The following is an 18,312-nucleotide window of genomic DNA, read 5'->3' on the forward strand; positions in this document are numbered from 1 at the left end:
CCGGGGTGCATCCGGCGGGCTTTTTTGTTTTCATTAGATGCCCCTCAGCACGGGGTAGCGGGCCTGCACCAGCATGTAGATGCCATAAGCCACCAGCCCCGCCGAAACGGCGCCCAGTACCAGCGGCCCCATCGTAGCCAGGAAGTCGAATACTTTGCCGGTATTCCCTACCGCCTTGGCTCTCGACTCCCAGCCGGCCTGCACCAGGAAGTATCCCAGAATGCCCAGCACAATGGCGCGGGCCGTGAACCCTATCTGCCCGGCCCGGTACACCATGCGCTGCTGCGTTTCGGAAAGACTGCTGGAATTAACATCGTTGCGGAACCGGCCCGAGAACGCGCGGTAGGCGTGGTAAATGCCAATGCCTACCATCACCAGGCCAATTGCCAGGATAAGCCAGTTGCCGCCGGGCCAGTTCAGGACTTTGGCTACCAGCGACTGCGAGGTGTTGCCGCCTTTTTCGGCGTGCCCGTTCATGGCGAGGCGGGCGGCGTACAGGGCCAGGCCGCTGTAGAACAAGCCGCTAATCACGTACCAGATGCGCATGCCCAGTCCTTTGGCCCCGTGGCCTTTGTCTTCGGTGTCGCGAATGGCCTGGGTGAAGCGCCAGATGATGTAGCCCAGCAGGCCAAAGGCAATCAGCCCCAGTAAGATGTTGCCACCCGGTACATCCTGCAGGCGGTTCACGGCTTCTTCGCGGTCGGTAAGTGCGCCTTCGCGCTGGCCCAGGGCGGCCAGCAAAGCCAGCATGCCCATCAGTACGTACACAATACCAATGGCTGCAAACCCAAGTCGGGCCATGGTCTTAATGCCATCGGTGGGTGAGTGCGGTACCGCAGAGCGTAAGGTATCAGCAGCATTCATAAGTGGAAAGGTCTGGTGGAACAGGACCTTGCTTACGCATTACACCCGCAGGAAGGTTAAGGCCTGCAAATTCGAGAAACCAATAACCGCCGCTTATTGCGAGAGGCAGACCAGCGAATGTGAAGTGAAAAGCCCTGCCTGATAAGCTAGCGAGGGCATTCCCTTAATTGCTGTTGAATATGGCAAGGGCGCTGAGGCCAGTTGCCAGGGCCATCCCAAAGCCCATGACAGCGGTGCCAAACTTCTTTTTCGCCGCTCGGCTACGATAGCCACGCATGTAGTCGGGATTGCTAAGCAGTGCTGCGTTGGGCACCTGCAGGTTCTTTTCCTTCGGGGCCACCATGCCGCAAGCCAGGGTACCAGCCACTCCACCCACAAACAAAACCGGGGTTGATATCAGCGTGGTGGCGTAGCTGCCCCAGAAGGTGCCCTGGGCATGATAGTAGCGTCCGGCGTCAATTCGGCCCTGGGTTTCCATCGCCTGGGCTGATAAGCTGCTGGAAGCAGGTTTAGGGTCGGGCGACGCAACCGGGGCCAGCACTTCTTTGGCCCCGTTGGCATAGCGTATCATAAACACTGTAGCACTAGCCAAAGACATGGTATCGGTAGCCGCAGTGGGGATGTAGGAAATGTGAGCCGGAGTAATGGTCAATACCCGGGCAGTTAGCTCGGCACCATCATTGGTAACAATTACATCCTGGGCCTTGCCTATCAGGGGCAGGCAGAGCAGAAGCAGAGCTAAGGCGCGCATATGCTGAGCAGTTGTAGGTTAGCGCGTCTTGGCGTTGAATCCTACCAGCAGGCTGATGCGGGCGCCGCCATTGCCGGGCACCACGGCCAGGTTTACCGGGAAGTTGATGCCATTGGAGCGGAACGAGGTGCCCACGGCCAGCACCACGCTGGTTCCGAGAGGCGTCAGGTTGGGGCCTACGCCAAACTCCAGGCCTTTGGCGCCCCGCATGCCCAGAATGCCGCTGATGCTGGGCAGGAACTTGCCCTGCTCCAGGCCCGCAACCAGGGGAATAACCTCCAGCAGGCCGCTTACGCCATTGGGCATGCGAAACAGCCGGGTTTCAAACTGCCAGCCAAACTGCGACAGCACCGGGCTCAGGCCGGGCACTTTCTCGCCAATCTTATCCGCTACGCCCTGCGTGAGGTAAGTAACCCCAAGGCGGGGGCCGGAAAGCTGTACGCCATCGGGAAACGTGGCGTCGTCGCCGGTCGGGTCCAGCGGATTGGGCTTGGCCGCGGGCTGCGTAACGGCAGTAGGGTTTTGGGGCACTGCCGGGGCCGCCGGGGCTGCCGGGGTGGCAATGGGAGTTGGGGTAGCTGCTGGTTGAACGGCGGCGGGCCGGGGGCTGCTGCCCCCGTTGGTGCCAAACACGTCCTTGGTACCGTTGGCGTAGCGAATCATGAAAACATCAGACTTCCACACCGTAATCAAGGGGCCGTCGAGGTTGTCGGCCCGGCGGTATTTCACCTCTGAGGAAGTTATTTCAACCACTTTTACCAACAGCTCATCGCCGTTGCGTTTGGTGAGCAAGTCCTGGGCCTGGGCCACAAAGCCGGAAAGCAGGAACAAAAACAGGGAGAGTAGCAGCGTGCGCATGGCTTCAGATGAGTTACTGGTGAGACGATGCACAAAGGTGTTCCGAAGGGGAGGCCAAGGGCCAGCCCACTTTACTGTTTGTATGACTTTTGGCTACGGTCTTTATTTGGAGATTTCCATTGACTTTCAATGGATTAAAATCTACATGTTCTGACTTCTAAAGTTGGCCGCTCTGGCGGTGTGGATGATGCTAAGAGCACAAAAAAAGCCCCGCTACATCCGTAGCGGGGCCTTCATCAGGTCGGCGAGCCGACTAGAAAATTATTTCTGGGTGGCAGGGGTTTCCTCCACAACGCCATTGGCGGGGCGGTCCATTACCACGGCGGTGTCGCCTTTTTCGCGAGCCATGTCGGCTTTCACGTTGTCGGCAGCATTTTCCATGGCATTACCGGCGTTATCGGCCGCGTTTTCCATAGCGTCGCCAGCGTTTTCAGCGGTTGCTTCGGCATTGTCCTGCTGCTTCTGCGAGCAGGAAGCGGTGGCGAAAGTGGCGAAAGCAGCCAAGGCCAGCATTTTGAGGGAAGTCTTCATGGTGTTCTGGATTAAGTGATGTGGAACGGGGCTTTATGCGGGCAACCCGGAAAAGGTAACCCAGCCTGCCGGCTGGGTAATGAGTGCCCGCAGGTTGATTGTGTGGAGAGTTATTTTACTGTTTCCACATTTTCAGCTGCCTGATACGGGCATACTTGCGCTTTTGTTTTTTTCAGTAAAGCGAAATTCCATTCCGCTACCCGGAACGGAGCCCCGATAATAGCGACAGCCCGGGCCCGCGAACTACAAGTCCGCGCTACCCCCGGCAATGTCCGGGCAGCCCTATCTTAGCCCGTATGAAAAAGCTGATTTTGCTCGGGGCCTGCCTGCTGGCCTTCACTGGCTGCCCGGCCCAAACCGTGGGGGTAGCCGAGCCGGATATTGTGGTAGTGCGGATTGATGATGGGATTGGCAACACCAACACCGACATCACGATTACGCGCGGAGAAAACAAAACAGAATACCTGACTTTCAAACCTAGCCACGGCGAAAAAGGGCTGAGGGTATCAGGCCAGGCATATTATAAGCTTATCTACAAGCTGTACCAGGAAGGGTATGTTCTACAAAGCACATTTACTGGTTTGACAGGCAGCAGCGCCACCCTGCTCTTCGTGAAAGCCAAGTAGCCCCGGCTCAACAACCATGGACGACCTCCGCACTACCCTGCTCACGCTCTCGCCCGATGACCGGCGCGACTTCGGCCTGTTCATTCAGCGGCAGCGCCGCAAAGCCAACGGCCGCCAGGACTCGCGCCTCTACCAGCTGCTGGTGCAGCCCAAGGAGCTGAAAAGCGAGCAAATCATTGCCAAGCTCTACCCCGACGAGCCCAACCCCGTGGCGTACTACGCCCTGCGCAAGCGCCTGCTGCGCCACCTCACCGACTACCTGCTGCTGCGGCAGCGGCAGCAGGACGTGACGGCGGCGGCCTCGGTGCGCGGGCAGCTCTCCCTGGCCCAGTACCTGTTCGAAGTAGGCATTCCGCGCCTGGCCTGGAGCACCCTGCGCAAAGCCGAGAAGCTGGCCCACGAAAACGAGCTGTACGAGCCGCTGAATGCGGTGTACAACCTGCAGATTCAGCACGCCGATTCCCCCTACGCCGAGCCCCTGGCCGATATTCTGCGCCGGCGCAAGCTCAACAAGAAGGCCGCCGATGAAGAGGAGCGGGCCAACATTGCCGACAGCCTGCTGCGGCAGCGCCTGCAGGAAGCCCGCGTGAAGGGCCGGGCCACCGTGTCGTTCGATGCCATCATGCACGAAATCCTGGCCGAGTACGACCTGGCGGAAGCCTTTGCCCGCAGCCCCTCGCTGCTCTGCCGCCTGATGAGCATTGCCCGCAGCGCCATGCTGGTGCGGCGCGACTTCACGTCCTTCGCGCCCTTCATTGAGCGCTGCTACGGGCTGATGGAGCGCCGCCACGGCTTCAAGCCCGCGCACCGGCAGTACCAGCTCAAGCTCCTCTACATGCTGGCCCATGCCCTGTACCGCTCGCGCCGCTTTGCCGACTCGGTGAAATACCTGGAGCAGGGCCAGGCCATTCTGACTTCGGCCACCGGCCGGCAGTTTGCGGAGTTTGGCCCGCGCTTTACCTTTCTGCTGGCGGCCAACTATGCCTTCCTGCGCCGCAACAAAGAGGGCATCGCCCTGCTGGACCAAATCCTGAAGTCGACCCCGCCGCTGCCGCTGACGGCCGACCTCACCGCGCGGTTTCAGCTTACGTTCCACCACTTCGCCGACGGCAACTTCCACAAGGCCAACCAGGCGCTGATGAGCCTGGCCCGCACCGACCACTGGCTGGAGCAGCACCTGGGCCTCGAATGGCTTATCAACCGCAACCTGGGCGAGCTGCTCATTCAGCTGGAGCTGGGCAACCCCGACCTGGCCCTAAACCGATTGCGGGCCATCGAGCGGGGCCTAAAAGAGCAGTTTCCCGCCGTGCCTGCTTCGGGCGAAGGCCCCGATGCCACGCCTGCCACCCCCCTGGGCGGCCCCTACCACCCGGTGCTAAGCTACCTGAGCTTCGTACACGAAATCATCGACAACCCGGCCGTGGTGAAGAAGCCCGACTTCCTGGCCCGCGTCGCCGATATTCCCTCCTTCCTGTCGTTGGAGCGCGAAGACCTGCAGGTGCTGAGCTTCTATGCCTGGCTGAAAGCCCGTATTGTGGGCCGGCCGTACTACGACGTGCTCCTGGAGCTGGCCGAGCAGCAATAAAGAGGGGCGGGGCTGGTCTTCACCTGCCGCCGAACAATGTTGTTCTGATGGCGGCAGTCGACCAGCCCCGCCCCATAGCGGTGCTCCAGCGCGAGCGAAGGCAGCTTACTTCCGCGCGGCTTCCTTCATGCGGGCCTTGCTTTCGGCGGCCGACTTTTCGGCGGCGTCGCCCATGGCTTCGAGCTTGGCATCGGCCCGTGCGGCGGCGGCTTCGGCTTTCTGGCCGGCTGCATCCAGCTTGGCTTCGGCTTTTTCGGCCGCGGCTTCAATTTTCTTAGCCGCGCGCTCGGCGGCCCGGTCAAGGGCCGAGCCAGCCGACTCCATTTTGCCTTCGGCTTTGTCGTCGGCTACTTCGGCGTTCTCGGCCGTCGCTTCAACGTTGGCTTCCGCGTTTCGCTCTTCGGCTTCGGTGCAGGCGGCCGTGCTCGTAGCCACGGCAATGGCCAGCATCATGGTTTTAACTGACAGTTTCATGGTTGGGAAAGAAGAGGTGAAAAGATGCCCTTTAATCGAAGCCCTGCTAAAAGGTAACCCAGCACCGGCTTGCCTGGTCTTGCGCGTAGCGTTCGAGCAGAGGAGCTAACTTTTTCGAGCCGGGCCTAGTATAGCCGACAACAGTTGCTATTACTTTCTTTCCCATGGATTCCACCGCCACCACTCCCCAGACTCCCCATACGCCTGCCGTGCCGCTGACCGTGAGCGACCAGCAGAACTCGGCCCTGCTCGACGATACGCTGGCCCTTCTCGGCTCTGGCCTGCCCGATAAGGCCGGCAAGCAGGGAATGGCCGAGATTGAGCGCTGGGAGGCCGTACTCAGCTCCTCGGAGCGCCCCGGGCTAGCTAAAATCACGCTGGCCTTGCGCCAGCTGCGCGAAATGCTCGAAGGCTCGGATGCTTCGACCCACGACATTGCCGAAGTGCTGGCCACCCTGGGGGCTGAAACGGCCAAAATTGCCGATGAAGTAGCCGATAACTACAGCGCCCCGCTGGCCAACCTGAGCAAGCTGCTCATTAAAGCCGGCTCCTCGCTGTCCCGCTAAAGCACGCCCTTCTCCAAAGTAGCCCGTCGTAGCGCGAACTTTGTAGCCAGGTTCCGAATCCAGGCCACCGAGCAACTATTGCTCAAGGCGCTGGTTTTGGAGCCTGCACTACAAAGTTCGCGTTACGTCTTTATGTCCCCATACTCTCCCGCCGACCTCACGCCCTACGACCCTTTCGACGGCCTGCGCTTCGGCTTCGACAGCTGCTTTCTCAGCGGGCAGCCCACCACCGCGGCCGACACCGTTCCGGTTTTTGCCGACTGGCTGCAGGCCCGCTACCAGCTGGCCGAGCGGTCTATTCAGCTGCTCGACCACAGCAGCATCACCTACAAAGAGCTGCGCCTGCCCCTCAGCCCGGCCGTGCGCCCGCGTATTGAGGCGCTGGAGCAGGAAGTAGCAGCCGCTGCGGCCCAGGGGCCGGAGGCACTGCGGGCGCTGGGCGACGACAAGCTCTTTCTCTGGCTGGGCAAGATGTTCTACGGCATCTTCATCACCGAGCTGTTCAAGGAGCAGGACCCGCTGATAAAGCCCAAGTACCCGCTGGCCGAAAACGCGGCGCTGCTGCGTAAGTTTCAGGCATTTTACCCCCTGCTGCAGGGCCTGCGCGTGCCCGTGGAGTATGCCGACTTCGCGCCCGGCTCCATCTTCGTGCTCGAAGTAGACCCGGCGGAGGACGTCACTCCATTCGAGTACGACGACGACCTGAATACCCTGGTGTTCAGCATCAAGCTCGATAGGGCGGTGCTCATAGTCACGCTTGGCGACATCGGCATGATACGGCAAGCCATGGGCAAGGTATATGCCGATGCCCGGCGCCCCCTGCACCCGGTGCAGGTAGCCGAGTTCAAGGCGCGGGTGTACTACGCCGCCCACCTGCTCTCCGTGGTGCCCGACATCTACCCCCGTCGGGCCAAGCCCGGCGATACAACCCTGGTATTTGATGCCCTGATTGACGACATCAACACCAGCGTGTTTCACCCCTGGGAAAACTTCGCCTACAGCCAGGCCCTGGCCGAGCTGTGGCTGCGCTGGGGCATCAGCCTGGAAGAAGTGCGCCGCAACCCCGAGATGCCCATGAGTTTGCTTTATGATGAAGAAGGGCAGCCCCGTCAGCTGGCTTCGTGGCCTGTGAAGGTTAGTTAAAAGGGAAGAGTTAAAAGTTAAAACCTGAATGGAGTTTAAATTTTTAACTCTCCCCTTTTAACTCAACGTACTAAATCAAGAGCCTTCCCTTATCTGTCGTGTTAAATCTTATATTGAGCCAGGCTCGTCTATTGGTACTACTGGCTTTGCTGCCCTTAGCTTCCTGCATCAACCTGCTCAAGCCGGGCCGCGACTTCGCGACCTATAAGCCCAGCCCCGCGCCCAATTATGCCATGGCCGATAGCTGGGCCGCCTTGCCCGAGCGCCGCGACTACGCCGACTTAGTGCCCCGCAAGTCAACCCTGCGCGACCAGCAGGCCACGGCCGAGGCCGACGTTTTCTTCCTGCACCGCACCACCTTTATCAACCGCAAAAGCTGGAACGCGAAATTCAGCCACCGCATCGACCGCAGCTCCATCCGGCACCAGGCCACGGTATTCAATGCCGCCGGCCGCATCTACGCGCCGCGCTACCGCCAGGCCACGCTCTACGCGTTTTTCGACCGGGAAACCCCCAACGGCAAGCAGGCCATTGCCCTGGCTTATGAAGATGTAAAAGCCGCTTTCCAGTACTATCTCAAGCATTACAACCAGGGCCGGCCCATCATCCTGGCCGGGCACAGCCAGGGCACCGTGCACGCCAAGCGCCTGCTGCACGAGTTTTTCGAAAACGACCCCAAGCTGCGCCGCCAGCTGGTGGCGGCTTACCTGGTGGGCTTCCCCGTCAAGGTAAAGGAATACACCACCATCCGCCCCTGCGCCGACTCCCTCGAAACCGGCTGCTTTCTTTCCTGGAATTCCGTTTCGCGCGGCCACGAGTACCCCGAAGATGCCGGCGTCACCAGCCCGCTCATCGTGGCCAAAAGCGCCGTCACCAACCCCCTCACCTGGACCACCGACTCGCTACGGGCCCCCGCTAGCCTCAACCGCGGCGGCGTGGGCTGGCCCTTCCGCAAAATCAACCCCCAGGTAACCGATGCCCAGGAGCACAACGGCCTGCTCTGGGTAACGCCCCCCGGCAAGCCCGCCTACGTGCGCTACATCCTGCCCGGCAAGCCCGAGTTCCGCCACTCCTTCCACCTCGCCGACTACGGCCTGTTTTACATGAATGTGCGGCTCAATGCCAAGGCGCGGGTGCAGGCTTGGCTGAGTGCTAATAAATAGAAACTACTTGAATAAAAAATAACTTAACCAAAGCCAAGGCAAGGCTGACCCAATTAGAAAGCTAACAGCGGCATCTCGCTTGCGCAGCATAGCTAGCAGGGACACCACAAATAAGTTCACGCCAAGGCCCCAACTCAATATGGGCGCCAGAATGGCAAGTATTTGCTTTGTACTCGCGTCTCCTATACTGCTTAGAAAAATTGTATTTAATACAAAGGGCAGGAGGCTCCAAGCTAAATAGTAAAAAGCATCTGCTTTTCGTGCTTGGGGTGATATCACTTGAGCCATGGTATGAACTTACGAAAAAAGCCCCGCCGGCACGATGCCAGCGGGGCTTTCAATTTTATCAGGCTCCCCTCTCCCGGAGGGGAGGGGCCGGGGGTGGGGTTATGCCCCGATAGCCACGCGCTTGAAGTCCGTCACGGTCATGCCTTTCGACTTGCTGTCGAGCAGCTGAGCGATGGTCATCGAGCCGTCTTTCACGAACTCCTGGTTCAACAGGGTGTTCTCCTTGTAGAACTTGTTGAGCTTGCCCTGGGCGATTTTCTCCAGCATAGCCTCGGGCTTGCCCTCGGCACGCGCCTGCTCTTTGCCGATTTCGATTTCGCGCTCTACCGTAGCCGAGTCCACCCCGTCTTTGTCAACGGCAACGGGCTTCATGGCTACGATTTGCATGGCTACGTCGCGGCCCACGGCAGCAGCGTCGGCCGAGCCTACGTTCTTCAGGCCCACGAGTACGCCCTTCTTGCTGTCGGAGTGGATGTAGGAAGCTACTTTCTCGCCGGTCAGCGTTACGTAGGTCAGGTCCAGCTTCTCGCCGATTTTGCCGGTCAGGTCGGTGATGTGCTCCTGAATGCTCAGGCCATCGTCTTCCTTCACAGCCAGCAGCTCTTCCTTGGTGGTGGCGTTGGTACGCACGGCGGCATCGAGGATGCGCTGCACCAGCTCACGGAAGTTAGCCACTTTGGCTACCGACTCCGTTTCGCAGGCCAGGGCCACCAGTTTGCCGTTGGTGCCGTCCTCGCTCACGTTCACGGCTACAAAGCCTTCCGAGGTCGTGTTCTCAGCACGCTTGTCGGCAATTTTCTGACCGGCTTTGCGCAGAATGTCGCGCGCAGCTTCGAAGTCGCCATCGGCTTCGGTCAGGGCTTTTTTGCAATCCATCATGCCGGCACCGGTCATGGTGCGGAGCTTGTTTACGTCTGCGGCGGTAATAGCGGCCATTTGAGTGAAAAAGTGTAACGCGGAATTTTATTCCGCGAAGTGGTGAAAATGTGTTTATTAAGTCGCGGAATGGAATTCCGCGTTACAGCAGCAAAAGAAAAGGGGAACCTCCGGAGCCTAGCTACTCGAAGGTTCCCCTTTTTTCAAAGAGCTAAGAAGGGATTATTCTTCGTCAGCAGCCGTCTTTTCAGCAATGGCGGCTTCGTCAGCCTCCTTGCGCTCGGCATCTTCCTTGTCAACTTTGCGCTCCGACAGGCCGTCTTCGATGGCCTTGCCGATTACGCTCACGATGAGCTGAATCGACTTCGAGGCGTCGTCGTTGGCGGGAATCGGGAACTGCACCAGCTCGGGGTTGGAGTTGGTATCGCAGATAGCGAACACCGGGATACCCAGCTTCTGGGCTTCCTTCACGGCGATGTGCTCGCGCTTCACGTCCACTACGAACAGGGCAGCGGGCAGGCGGCCGAGGTCGGCGATGCCGCCGAGTACGCGGTCCAGCTTCTCACGCTCGCGGCTCATCATCAGCTTCTCGCGCTTAGCGAGAGCGGCGTAGGCCGTGTTTTCCTTCACCATCTTGTCGATAGTCGCCATTTTCTTCAGCGACTTGCGCACGGTGGCGAAGTTGGTGAGCATGCCACCCAGCCACCGGTCGGTAACGTAGGGCATCTTCAGGCGCTGGGCTTCGGTGGTTACGATTTCCTGGGCCTGCTTCTTGGTTGCCACGAACATCACCTTGCGGCCGCTCTTGGCAATGTTGCGAATAGCCTGGGCCGCGTAATCGAGCGAAACCAGCGTTTTGTTCAAGTCGATAATGTGGATGCCGTTCTTCTCCATGAAGATGTACGGCGCCATTTTGGGGTCCCACTTGCGGGTGAGGTGACCAAAGTGCGCACCGGCGTCCAGCAGTTCTTTATAAGTCGTCTGAGCCATGATAGTAGTCCTCCTGGATTAGCGTTTCGAGAATTGGAACGAGCGACGAGCCTTGCGCTTGCCGAATTTCTTGCGTTCCACCATCCGGGGGTCGCGGGTCAGGAAGCCTTCCTTCTTCAGAGCGGGACGCGTCTCGGCGTTGTCGCTCACGAGGGCCTTGGTGATGGCCAGACGGATAGCCTCAGCCTGAGCCGAGATGCCGCCGCCGCGCACGTTCACCTTGATGTCGTACTGACCCACCTGCTCCAGCAGGGTGAGGGGTTGGTTCACGACGTTCTCCAGCAGCTCGTTGCTGAAGTACGATTTCATGTCCCGGTCATTGATAGTGATATTCCCTTGCCCGGCTTGCATGTAGATGCGAGCCACCGAGGTTTTTCTTCTACCAGAAGTGTTGGTAATTGCCATTTGGTGGATGGATAAAAAAAGCAGGACCGATATTGGCCTACAGGTTGGTCAGTTCAATGGCACGGGGCTGCTGCGCCTCGTGGGGATGCTCAGCACCAGCGTACACGTACAGGTTGCGGTACTGGGCGGCACCCAGGCGGTTGTCCTGCAGCATGCCTTTCACAGCGTGCTCGATTACGCGGCGCGAGTCGCGGTTCATCTGCTCGCGCACGGTGCGGCGCTTTTGGCCGCCGGGGTAGCCCGAGTGGGTGATGTACACCTTCTCGGTCATTTTCTTGCCCGTCACGCGCAGCTTGTCGGCGTTGATAACAATGACGTTGTCACCGCAGTCGGAGTTGGGGGTGAACGAAGGCTTGTGCTTGCCGCGCAGAATGTTGGCAATCTGCGAGCAAACGCGGCCCAGCGGGGCTACGCTGGCGTCGACGATAACCCAGCTTTTCTGGGCGTTGGCCTTGTTAACGTGGGTTGTCTTGAAGCTCAGGTGGTCCATGAGTCGAAAAAATCTAGTTGCTAAGCAATTGAAAATAAACCCGAAACCGGTAAGGCTTCGGGAAAAACGGACACAAAGGTACTGACTTTTCGGGAGAAAGCAAGCGCTTGCGTAGTATTTCCTGTTGAAGTGCAGCGCAATAGCTGGGCAGCCTGCCTGGAACCGGCTGAATCACGCTTCAGGCAGCGCAGAGCGCCTACTGATATTGCCGCAGCGTGTCGACCAGAACCCGGAAATCCTTGGGGTAAGGCGCTTCTACTACAATGTCCTCACCGCTTAGCCCCTGAAACTGCAGGCGCATGGCATGCAGGGCAAAGCGCTTGATAAACGGCTGCTCGGCCTCGCCCTCCTTCATGTTAAACTTCTTCTTGAGCGAAGACAGGTAGAAGTCTTCCCCGCCATAGGTTACATCCCCCACAATGGGCGACTCCAGAAACATCAGGTGCAGGCGAATCTGGTGCATGCGGCCCGTAATGGGCTCGCACAGCATCAGGGCGTGGCGGGCAAAGGTTTCGAGGGTGGTGAAGTGGGTTTCGGCGGGCTTGCCTTTGTAGGCCAGGCGGGCCTTGCCCCGGCTGGTGTTTTCGATGTTGCGCTGCACCACGTGGTGGTCGAGCTGGGGCGTGCCCCACACCACGGCGTGGTACTGCTTCTTTACCAGCCGGTCTTCAAACTGCATGGCCAGGTGGCGGTAGGCGGCCGGCGTCTTGGCGAAGGCCAGGGCGCCACTGGTGTCGCGGTCGAGCCGGTGGGCCGCCTGAATGTCGTCGTAGCTCTGCCGGGCCAGGCGCAGCAGGTTGGGGGCCCCGCCCACCCGCTCGTCGAGCGTGGCCAGAAACGGGGGCTTGTTTACCACGACGTAGTCGTCGTTTTCAAACAGGATGAGGTCGGCGAAATTGGGAAGCTTCATAGAGAAGCACAAAGGTACGACAGCCCGTAGCGCGGAATTCCATTCCGCGACAGCGCAAGCAGCCCCCTGCGACGCGGAATGGAATTCCGCGCTACGTCGCCTTGGGCCTGCCCAGCTTGAACTCCAGCGTAGTGCCTTCGCCAACGGTGCTTTTTACCCGGATAGCCGACTTATGCGCTTCCACAATGTGCTTGCTGATGGCCAGGCCCAGACCCGAGCCACCGGAGTCGCGCGAGCGGCTTTTGTCGATGCGGTAAAAACGTTCGAAGATGCGGCTTTGGTGTTCGGGGGCAATGCCGGCTCCGTCGTCGCGCACGGCAATGCGCACGGAGCGGCCGCTTTCCACCAGCGACACCACCACCCGGCCCTGGTCGCGGCCGTACTTAATGGCGTTATCAATCAGGTTTACCAGCACCTGGCGGATGCGGTTGCGGTCGGCTACCACGTTCAGGCCATCGGCTGGCAAAGTAGGTGGGAACAGCTCCAGGGTGGTTCCGCGCCGGGCAGCCTGCTGTTCGAGCAGCTCAAATATCTCCTGTACCAGGGCCACAATGTCGAAGCGCTGCCGGCGCATGCGCACCACCCCTTTTTCCAGCTGCGCGATGGTGACCAGGTCCTGCACCAGCGCGTCGAGGGTATCGAGGCTGGCGGCGGCTTTACTTAAGAACTTACGCCGCGTGGCCAGGTCAATCTCATCGTCTTCGTCGTCGAGCACGGTGTGCACAAAGCCCTGGGCGGCGAAAAGCGGCGTTTTCAGCTCGTGCGACACGTCGGCCAGAAACTCCCGGCGCAGGGCCTGCAGCCGCACCAGCTCGTCGAGCTCCTGCTGCCGGCGCTCGGCCATCTGGATAATTTCCTCCCGTACCCGCTTGATGGGCTCGGGGCGAAACAGAAACTTGTTGCTGAGCTTTTTGAACTCCTTGCGCTTGATATGCTCCAGCCCGGCGTAAATGCCGTTGATTTCCCGGAAGATGAGGGCTTCAAAGGAAAGGTACACCAGCAGGAAGCAGGCCGCTACCGTTACGCCAGCTGCCAGAAATGCCTGCTGCGAGGTCAGGGTATGCGCTACATAAGCGAAAGTGGTTAAGACACCCGCAACCAGAAGAGCAATAAGGATGGCAATGGTGCGCGAAGAAAGGTACATGGATTATCGGGCGCTAAAATTAAATTTTAACTTGTTTTTAATGGTGTTTTACCAGACGGCTAATCTTTTTTTATAAAAGAGCTAAAAAAGTTCTTATGGTACATTTCCAATAGTATAGCTTTGCGGTGAGAAACCATCCATTCATAATTTTTCAAATGAAAAAAGTACTATTGACACTCGGCATTCTTGGTTGCGGCTCCCTTGCTGCCAATGCGCAGGATAATGCAATCAAACTCAATGTTACCAGCTTGCTATTCGGTATTGGTAATGGCTCTTTTGAGCACAAACTAAGTGACCAGTCTTCGCTTCAGCTAGGGGCTTTTTATGCTAGCTACGGTAGCGACGAAAGCGGTAAGTTCACAGGTTTTGGCATCACGCCCGAGTACCGCTTTTATGTGACCGGCGAATCGATGCAGGGCCTTTTCATTGGGCCTTTCGTGCGCTTCCAAAACTTTAACATCTCTTCTACTTCTACTTTTGGTACTTCTACAAGCACCGACAAATCCACTCTCACTACTTTTGGTGGTGGGGTAAATGTTGGCTACCAGTGGATTTTTGGCGGCCACTTCTCGATGGAGCCCTTCCTGCGCTTGGGCTACAACGCTGGCAAACCCAAGTCAGACAACAACGGCAACGTTGACTACACGGGCCTGAGCTATTTCACCGGCACCAGCGTACTGCCCGGCCTGAACCTGGGCTTTGCTTTCTAAGCCAGCCTGAAGTCCATAAAAAAAGCGTCGCTGCCGGTTGGCAGCGACGCTTTTTTTATGGAAAGCTTAGTCGACATTGAACTTGTAGCCCACGCCCTTTATGGTTTGAATGTGGTGCTCGCCCACCTTCTCGCGCACCTTGCGCACGTGCACATCTACGGTGCGGGCCAGCACAAACACGTCGTTGCCCCAGATGTTCTGTAGCAGCTCCTCACGGTTGAACACCTTGTGTGGCGTGGCAGCGAGGAAGGCCAGCAGCTCAAACTCTTTCTTCGGTAAGGTAATCTTGCGGCCTTCCTGGTACACGGCAAAGCCGGTCCGGTCGATGCGCAGGCCATTGATGTCGATGGCATCGATGGCCGTGTGGGGGTCCTGGTCGCGGCGCTTTACCGCGGCCAGGCGGCTGAGCAGGGCCCGGGGCTTGATGGGCTTGGCGATAAAGTCGTCGGCACCCGCGTCGAAGGCGGCTACTTCGGAGAACTCCTCGGCCCGGGCCGTCAGAAACAGGATGTAAGTATCCTTAAACTTTGCTTGCTCGCGCAGCAGGCGGCAGGCCGCGATGCCATCGAGGTGGGGCATCATCACGTCGAGCAGGATGATGTCGGGGTTGAACTCGGCGGCCACTTCCAGGGCTTTGCGCCCGTCCGGGGCCGATGCCGTCTGGTAGCCTTCCTTCCTGAGGTTGTACTCCAGCAACTCGACAATGTCCGGGTCGTCGTCGACCACAAGGATTTTATAAACGGCTGATTTAGGAGTGGCCACGGCAAAAAGGCTTTAGTGAGGCAATAATGCGCAGTACAAAAGTACCGCCGCCGCGATGCTTCAGCATGTTACGTTTGTGTGACCTCAGGCTTAGCCCCATTTCGGGGCTGCTGTACGTAGCGCGGACTTGTAGTCCGCGAGTGCGCCCGAATTGATGGACTCTCGCGGACTAAAAGCCCGCGCTACTGAGCGGCGTACAGCGGAACGGTGGAACCGCTCTAGGGCGCCAAGACGCGGACTGCCCCCGCTCTTGCCTGGAGAAAGCAACAACGGGGGCAGCGCCAAAAGTGGGATTGGGATTATCGTACTGCGTTCAGGGGGTGCTTCAGGCCCTGGTACTTCACCATGTCTACCTTCACCGAGCCGACGAACATCTCGGCTACGAACAGCACCGGGATTTTATTCCGGTCGTCGGAGAAATACACGGCAATGGCGTTTTCACCACGGAAGAGCTTGTTGTCGGGCATTCGGGGTACCAGCTTGTGGGTGCGATAGGTGCCGGCCTTGGTTTCTACCGTTTCGCGGCCTTTGTAAATCACGTCCAGCATAAAATTTTCACCGTCGAGGAAGCCCGGTACTTTTATCACCTCACCTACCCGCATACGGTCGAAGGGCAGGGTGCGCAGGTAGTAGAAGCCACTCACCATGTCGACCGAGTTGTTGGCGATTTTTACCGTGGTTCGCTTGGGCTCGTCCTTGTCGTGGTCCTGCACCTCTGCCAGGTCGTTGAGGTGGTCGAAGTACACAGTTTCCTTTTTGCGGTACTTGTTCTCGGCGATATCGCGCTGGGAGCGCAGCGGCAGAATACTGGTGGTGTCGATGTAGGAGCGCCACTGGTCGCGAATGCGCAGAAAGAAATCCAGGGAGCCCGTGGTGCGGCCGCTCACCGTGGCTTTGTAGCAGGGCCGGTCGTTTACGCGTTCCAAGCCGTTGGCCGTTTCTACGGTGGCCACGCCGCCATTAATCAGGCCATAGTGTACCGTGTAGTTGATTACTTCACCCCGGCCAAAGCTGTTTTGAGGAATGCTTCGCACAGCATCGCCGGGGCCCAGCTGCGGCAAAGCAGCAGCGGTGAGCAGCAGAGCAAGCGGAGAAATTAAAAGCCAGAGGCGGTTCATAGTACAGGTGAGGTGAATATCCGTCGGGGCAAGACAAACAGAATGCCAGTAAAGCTACGCTTGGCTGAAAGGCAAAGATTATACGGGCCTCCCCGCCGGCCCGCTTTCCTGGCCCGGCTAGCCAGAGCGAGGCCCGGCATACAGAAGCCGTTCCAAGCCCTGTAGAGGCAGCCGTATATAGCAAAAAGCCCGTCGCGGCATGCAACGGGCTTTTGTACTGATAGGTTCAAGCGGAGGCTTAGAGCGTGTCTTCGCCGTCCTCGGGGCCAGCCATGTCGACGGGAATTACGTCCTCGTCGCCTTTGGCCATCTGCCGGATTTTGGCTTCGATTTGCTCGGCTAGCTCAGGGTTGTCGAGCAGCAGGGTTTTCACCGCTTCGCGGCCCTGGCCGATTTTCTGGTCGCCGTAGCTAAACCAGGAGCCCGACTTGGCAATGATGCCCATGTCGACGCCCAGGTCCACAATTTCGCCGACTTTGGAGATGCCCTGGCCGTAGATGATGTCGAACTCCACCACCTTGAAGGGCGGCGCTACTTTGTTTTTCACCACCTTCACCTTGGTGCGGTTGCCGGTTACGTTGTCCTTGTCTTCCTTGATTTGGCCGATACGACGGATGTCGAGGCGCACCGAAGCGTAGAATTTCAGGGCGTTACCACCGGTGGTGGTTTCGGGCGAGCCGAACATCACACCGATTTTCTCACGCAGCTGGTTGATGAAGATGCAGCAGCAGCCAGTCTTGTTGATGGTGCCGGTGAGCTTGCGCAGGGCCTGGCTCATGAGGCGGGCGTGCAGGCCCACTTTCGAGTCGCCCATGTCGCCTTCGAGCTCGCCTTTGGGAACCAGGGCGGCTACGGAGTCAATCACGCAGATGTCGACGGCACCCGAGGAAATCAGCTGGTCGGCGATTTCCAGGGCCTGCTCGCCGTTGTCGGGCTGAGCAATGAGGAGGTTAGCGGTGTCGATGCCCAGCTTCTGGGCATAGATGGGGTCGAAGGCGTGCTCGGCGTCGATAAAGGCCGCCATGCCCCCACTTTTCTGGGCTTCGGCAATGGCGTGCAGGGTAAGGGTGGTTTTACCCGACGATTCCGGGCCGTAAATCTCCACGATGCGGCCCTTGGGCAGCCCGCCAATGCCCAGCGCGATGTCGAGCGAAAGGGAGCCGGTGCTGATAGCCGGGATGTCGCCGACTTTCTGGTCGGAGAGCTTCATCACGGTGCCTTTGCCATAGGCTTTGTCCAGCTTGTCCAGCGTGAGCTGGAGGGCTTTCATTTTTTCGGCGGCGACGTTGGTCTCGCCTTTGTCCGCTTTAGAAGCTTTGTCGGTAGCTACTGCCATTGGTGTGGGTTGGGAAAAAAGGAATTAGGTTTGATAAAGATAATCGAAATTCAGCCAATTGCCAATGCTACGAAAAAACCTGCGCTGGCGCTGTTCTGCTTGGCTTTTTCTAACACAACGACCCTGCGTTTCGTGCCATTGGAAGCGGAAATATATGAGGAATTTTCTAAAAATTTTAGTTGGCCTTGTGCTTGTGCTAATTACAGTAGAAAAGGCAAGCGCGCAGCTGGATAATCGGGCGTTTATCTCATCTGAGCCAGGGGTACGCAGGCACCAGTATTTTCATGGGAATTCGCGACTACTCATATCTCCTGACTTTCGCGCAAATGACACAGTAGTAATCGATTCTCTTTCTGGGCGGTTATTGCTGAATCTGCAAAGCTTAACTTTCTTCAAAGACAACGAATATTTTAACCAGATTATCGAAGGATATACCCTGTTTGGGACGCACTTAAACCCACAGCTAGTCTATTATCCTAGTGCTAGCTTACGGCTGGAAGCGGGTATCTTTTTGTGGAAAGATTTTGGTGCCCCCGGATTCCAGCAGGTGCGCCCCACATTTCGGGCTACCTGGACTGTCAACAATAGCCAGTTTATACTAGGCAATATCCGGCCTCATTTAAATCATGGTTATATAGAGCCGCTCTTTAATTTTGAGCGAGTATTACTACGTCCGCTTGAGGAGGGCTTGCAATACCGTTTCACGAGTAATCATCTCTGGC

General features: G+C 58.3%; 22 protein-coding genes. 7 read left to right on the forward strand and 15 right to left on the reverse strand.

Translation table 11 applies throughout. From position 1 onward, the window contains the following. Window positions 1-33: 33 nt before the first annotated feature. The 4 genes from ABD919_RS20620 to ABD919_RS20635 form a co-directional block, all read right to left on the reverse strand. A complete protein-coding gene (locus ABD919_RS20620; RefSeq protein ID WP_345237967.1) occupies window positions 34-864 on the reverse strand; it encodes a DUF1206 domain-containing protein in 831 nt (276 codons plus the stop codon). A 163-nt stretch (window positions 865-1,027) separates the two neighbouring features. Further along, window positions 1,028-1,615: a hypothetical protein gene (locus tag ABD919_RS20625; protein WP_345237968.1), complete on the reverse strand. Its 588-nt coding sequence runs from the start codon at window positions 1,613-1,615 to the stop codon at window positions 1,028-1,030. Between the two features lie 18 nt (window positions 1,616-1,633). After that, window positions 1,634-2,473: a hypothetical protein gene (locus ABD919_RS20630; RefSeq protein ID WP_345237969.1), complete on the reverse strand. Its 840-nt coding sequence runs from the start codon at window positions 2,471-2,473 to the stop codon at window positions 1,634-1,636. A 261-nt stretch (window positions 2,474-2,734) separates the two neighbouring features. Further along, complete coding sequence (locus ABD919_RS20635) at window positions 2,735-3,004, reverse strand: hypothetical protein (protein WP_345237970.1); 270 nt, start codon at window positions 3,002-3,004, stop codon at window positions 2,735-2,737. Between the two features lie 296 nt (window positions 3,005-3,300). Between ABD919_RS20635 and ABD919_RS20640 the strand changes: the two genes are divergently transcribed. Together ABD919_RS20640 and ABD919_RS20645 are read left to right on the forward strand one after the other, a co-directional pair. Further along, window positions 3,301-3,630, forward strand: coding sequence for a hypothetical protein (locus ABD919_RS20640; protein ID WP_345237971.1), 330 nt, complete (start codon window positions 3,301-3,303; stop codon window positions 3,628-3,630). Window positions 3,631-3,646: 16 nt separating this feature from the next. Then, entirely contained in the window at window positions 3,647-5,215 is a 1,569-nt protein-coding gene (locus tag ABD919_RS20645) for a hypothetical protein (protein ID WP_345237972.1), read from the forward strand. A 105-nt stretch (window positions 5,216-5,320) separates the two neighbouring features. On the opposite strand, the gene ABD919_RS20650 is transcribed toward ABD919_RS20645, so the two are convergent. Then, complete coding sequence (locus ABD919_RS20650) at window positions 5,321-5,689, reverse strand: hypothetical protein (RefSeq protein WP_345237973.1); 369 nt, start codon at window positions 5,687-5,689, stop codon at window positions 5,321-5,323. Between the two features lie 164 nt (window positions 5,690-5,853). Between ABD919_RS20650 and ABD919_RS20655 the strand changes: the two genes are divergently transcribed. The 3 genes from ABD919_RS20655 to ABD919_RS20665 all read left to right on the forward strand — a co-directional run bounded on the left by ABD919_RS20655 (window position 5,854) and on the right by ABD919_RS20665 (window position 8,561). Next, complete coding sequence (locus ABD919_RS20655; RefSeq protein ID WP_345237974.1) at window positions 5,854-6,255, forward strand: hypothetical protein; 402 nt, start codon at window positions 5,854-5,856, stop codon at window positions 6,253-6,255. A 132-nt stretch (window positions 6,256-6,387) separates the two neighbouring features. Then, window positions 6,388-7,398, forward strand: a complete 1,011-nt coding sequence (locus tag ABD919_RS20660) for a hypothetical protein (RefSeq protein WP_345237975.1) — start codon at window positions 6,388-6,390, stop codon at window positions 7,396-7,398. A 146-nt stretch (window positions 7,399-7,544) separates the two neighbouring features. Continuing rightward, on the forward strand, window positions 7,545-8,561 hold the full coding sequence (locus tag ABD919_RS20665) for a DUF3089 domain-containing protein (protein ID WP_345237976.1): 1,017 nt from the start codon (window positions 7,545-7,547) through the stop codon (window positions 8,559-8,561). A 3-nt stretch (window positions 8,562-8,564) separates the two neighbouring features. Here ABD919_RS20665 and ABD919_RS20670 read toward each other — a convergent pair whose 3' ends face one another. From ABD919_RS20670 to ABD919_RS20700, 7 genes are all read right to left on the reverse strand, one after another. Next, window positions 8,565-8,849: a hypothetical protein gene (locus ABD919_RS20670; protein WP_345237977.1), complete on the reverse strand. Its 285-nt coding sequence runs from the start codon at window positions 8,847-8,849 to the stop codon at window positions 8,565-8,567. A 99-nt stretch (window positions 8,850-8,948) separates the two neighbouring features. Beyond that, the gene (tsf, locus tag ABD919_RS20675) at window positions 8,949-9,785 is read right to left on the reverse strand and encodes a translation elongation factor Ts (RefSeq protein ID WP_345237978.1); all 837 of its coding nucleotides are present in this window, start codon (window positions 9,783-9,785) and stop codon (window positions 8,949-8,951) included. A 162-nt stretch (window positions 9,786-9,947) separates the two neighbouring features. Next, entirely contained in the window at window positions 9,948-10,715 is a 768-nt protein-coding gene (gene rpsB / locus ABD919_RS20680) for a 30S ribosomal protein S2 (RefSeq protein ID WP_345237979.1), read from the reverse strand. Window positions 10,716-10,733: 18 nt separating this feature from the next. Continuing rightward, window positions 10,734-11,120 (reverse strand): 30S ribosomal protein S9, encoded by a 387-nt coding sequence (rpsI, locus tag ABD919_RS20685; RefSeq protein ID WP_345237980.1) that lies wholly within the window; start codon window positions 11,118-11,120, stop codon window positions 10,734-10,736. A gap of 37 nt (window positions 11,121-11,157) precedes the next feature. Then, on the reverse strand, window positions 11,158-11,610 hold the full coding sequence (rplM, locus tag ABD919_RS20690) for a 50S ribosomal protein L13 (protein ID WP_345237981.1): 453 nt from the start codon (window positions 11,608-11,610) through the stop codon (window positions 11,158-11,160). 196 nt (window positions 11,611-11,806) lie between these two features. Then, window positions 11,807-12,520, reverse strand: coding sequence for an RluA family pseudouridine synthase (locus tag ABD919_RS20695; RefSeq protein WP_345237982.1), 714 nt, complete (start codon window positions 12,518-12,520; stop codon window positions 11,807-11,809). Between the two features lie 91 nt (window positions 12,521-12,611). After that, on the reverse strand, window positions 12,612-13,664 hold the full coding sequence (locus ABD919_RS20700) for a sensor histidine kinase (RefSeq protein ID WP_345237983.1): 1,053 nt from the start codon (window positions 13,662-13,664) through the stop codon (window positions 12,612-12,614). A 155-nt stretch (window positions 13,665-13,819) separates the two neighbouring features. On the opposite strand from ABD919_RS20700, the gene ABD919_RS20705 reads away from it, so the two are divergent. Next, window positions 13,820-14,374: a DUF3575 domain-containing protein gene (locus ABD919_RS20705; protein WP_345237985.1), complete on the forward strand. Its 555-nt coding sequence runs from the start codon at window positions 13,820-13,822 to the stop codon at window positions 14,372-14,374. Window positions 14,375-14,440: 66 nt separating this feature from the next. On the opposite strand, the gene ABD919_RS20710 is transcribed toward ABD919_RS20705, so the two are convergent. From ABD919_RS20710 to recA, 3 genes are all read right to left on the reverse strand, one after another. Next, the gene (locus tag ABD919_RS20710) at window positions 14,441-15,136 is read right to left on the reverse strand and encodes a response regulator transcription factor (RefSeq protein ID WP_345237986.1); all 696 of its coding nucleotides are present in this window, start codon (window positions 15,134-15,136) and stop codon (window positions 14,441-14,443) included. 299 nt (window positions 15,137-15,435) lie between these two features. After that, window positions 15,436-16,254, reverse strand: coding sequence for a DUF3108 domain-containing protein (locus ABD919_RS20715; RefSeq protein WP_345237987.1), 819 nt, complete (start codon window positions 16,252-16,254; stop codon window positions 15,436-15,438). Between the two features lie 238 nt (window positions 16,255-16,492). Beyond that, window positions 16,493-17,590 (reverse strand): recombinase RecA, encoded by a 1,098-nt coding sequence (recA, locus tag ABD919_RS20720; protein ID WP_425556427.1) that lies wholly within the window; start codon window positions 17,588-17,590, stop codon window positions 16,493-16,495. 9 nt (window positions 17,591-17,599) lie between these two features. Between recA and ABD919_RS20725 the strand changes: the two genes are divergently transcribed. Continuing rightward, window positions 17,600-17,824, forward strand: coding sequence for a hypothetical protein (locus tag ABD919_RS20725; protein WP_345237988.1), 225 nt, complete (start codon window positions 17,600-17,602; stop codon window positions 17,822-17,824). Window positions 17,825-18,312: the final 488 nt, after the last annotated feature.

This window comes from Hymenobacter saemangeumensis, from assembly GCF_039541835.1.
Taxonomy (GTDB): domain Bacteria; phylum Bacteroidota; class Bacteroidia; order Cytophagales; family Hymenobacteraceae; genus Hymenobacter; species Hymenobacter saemangeumensis.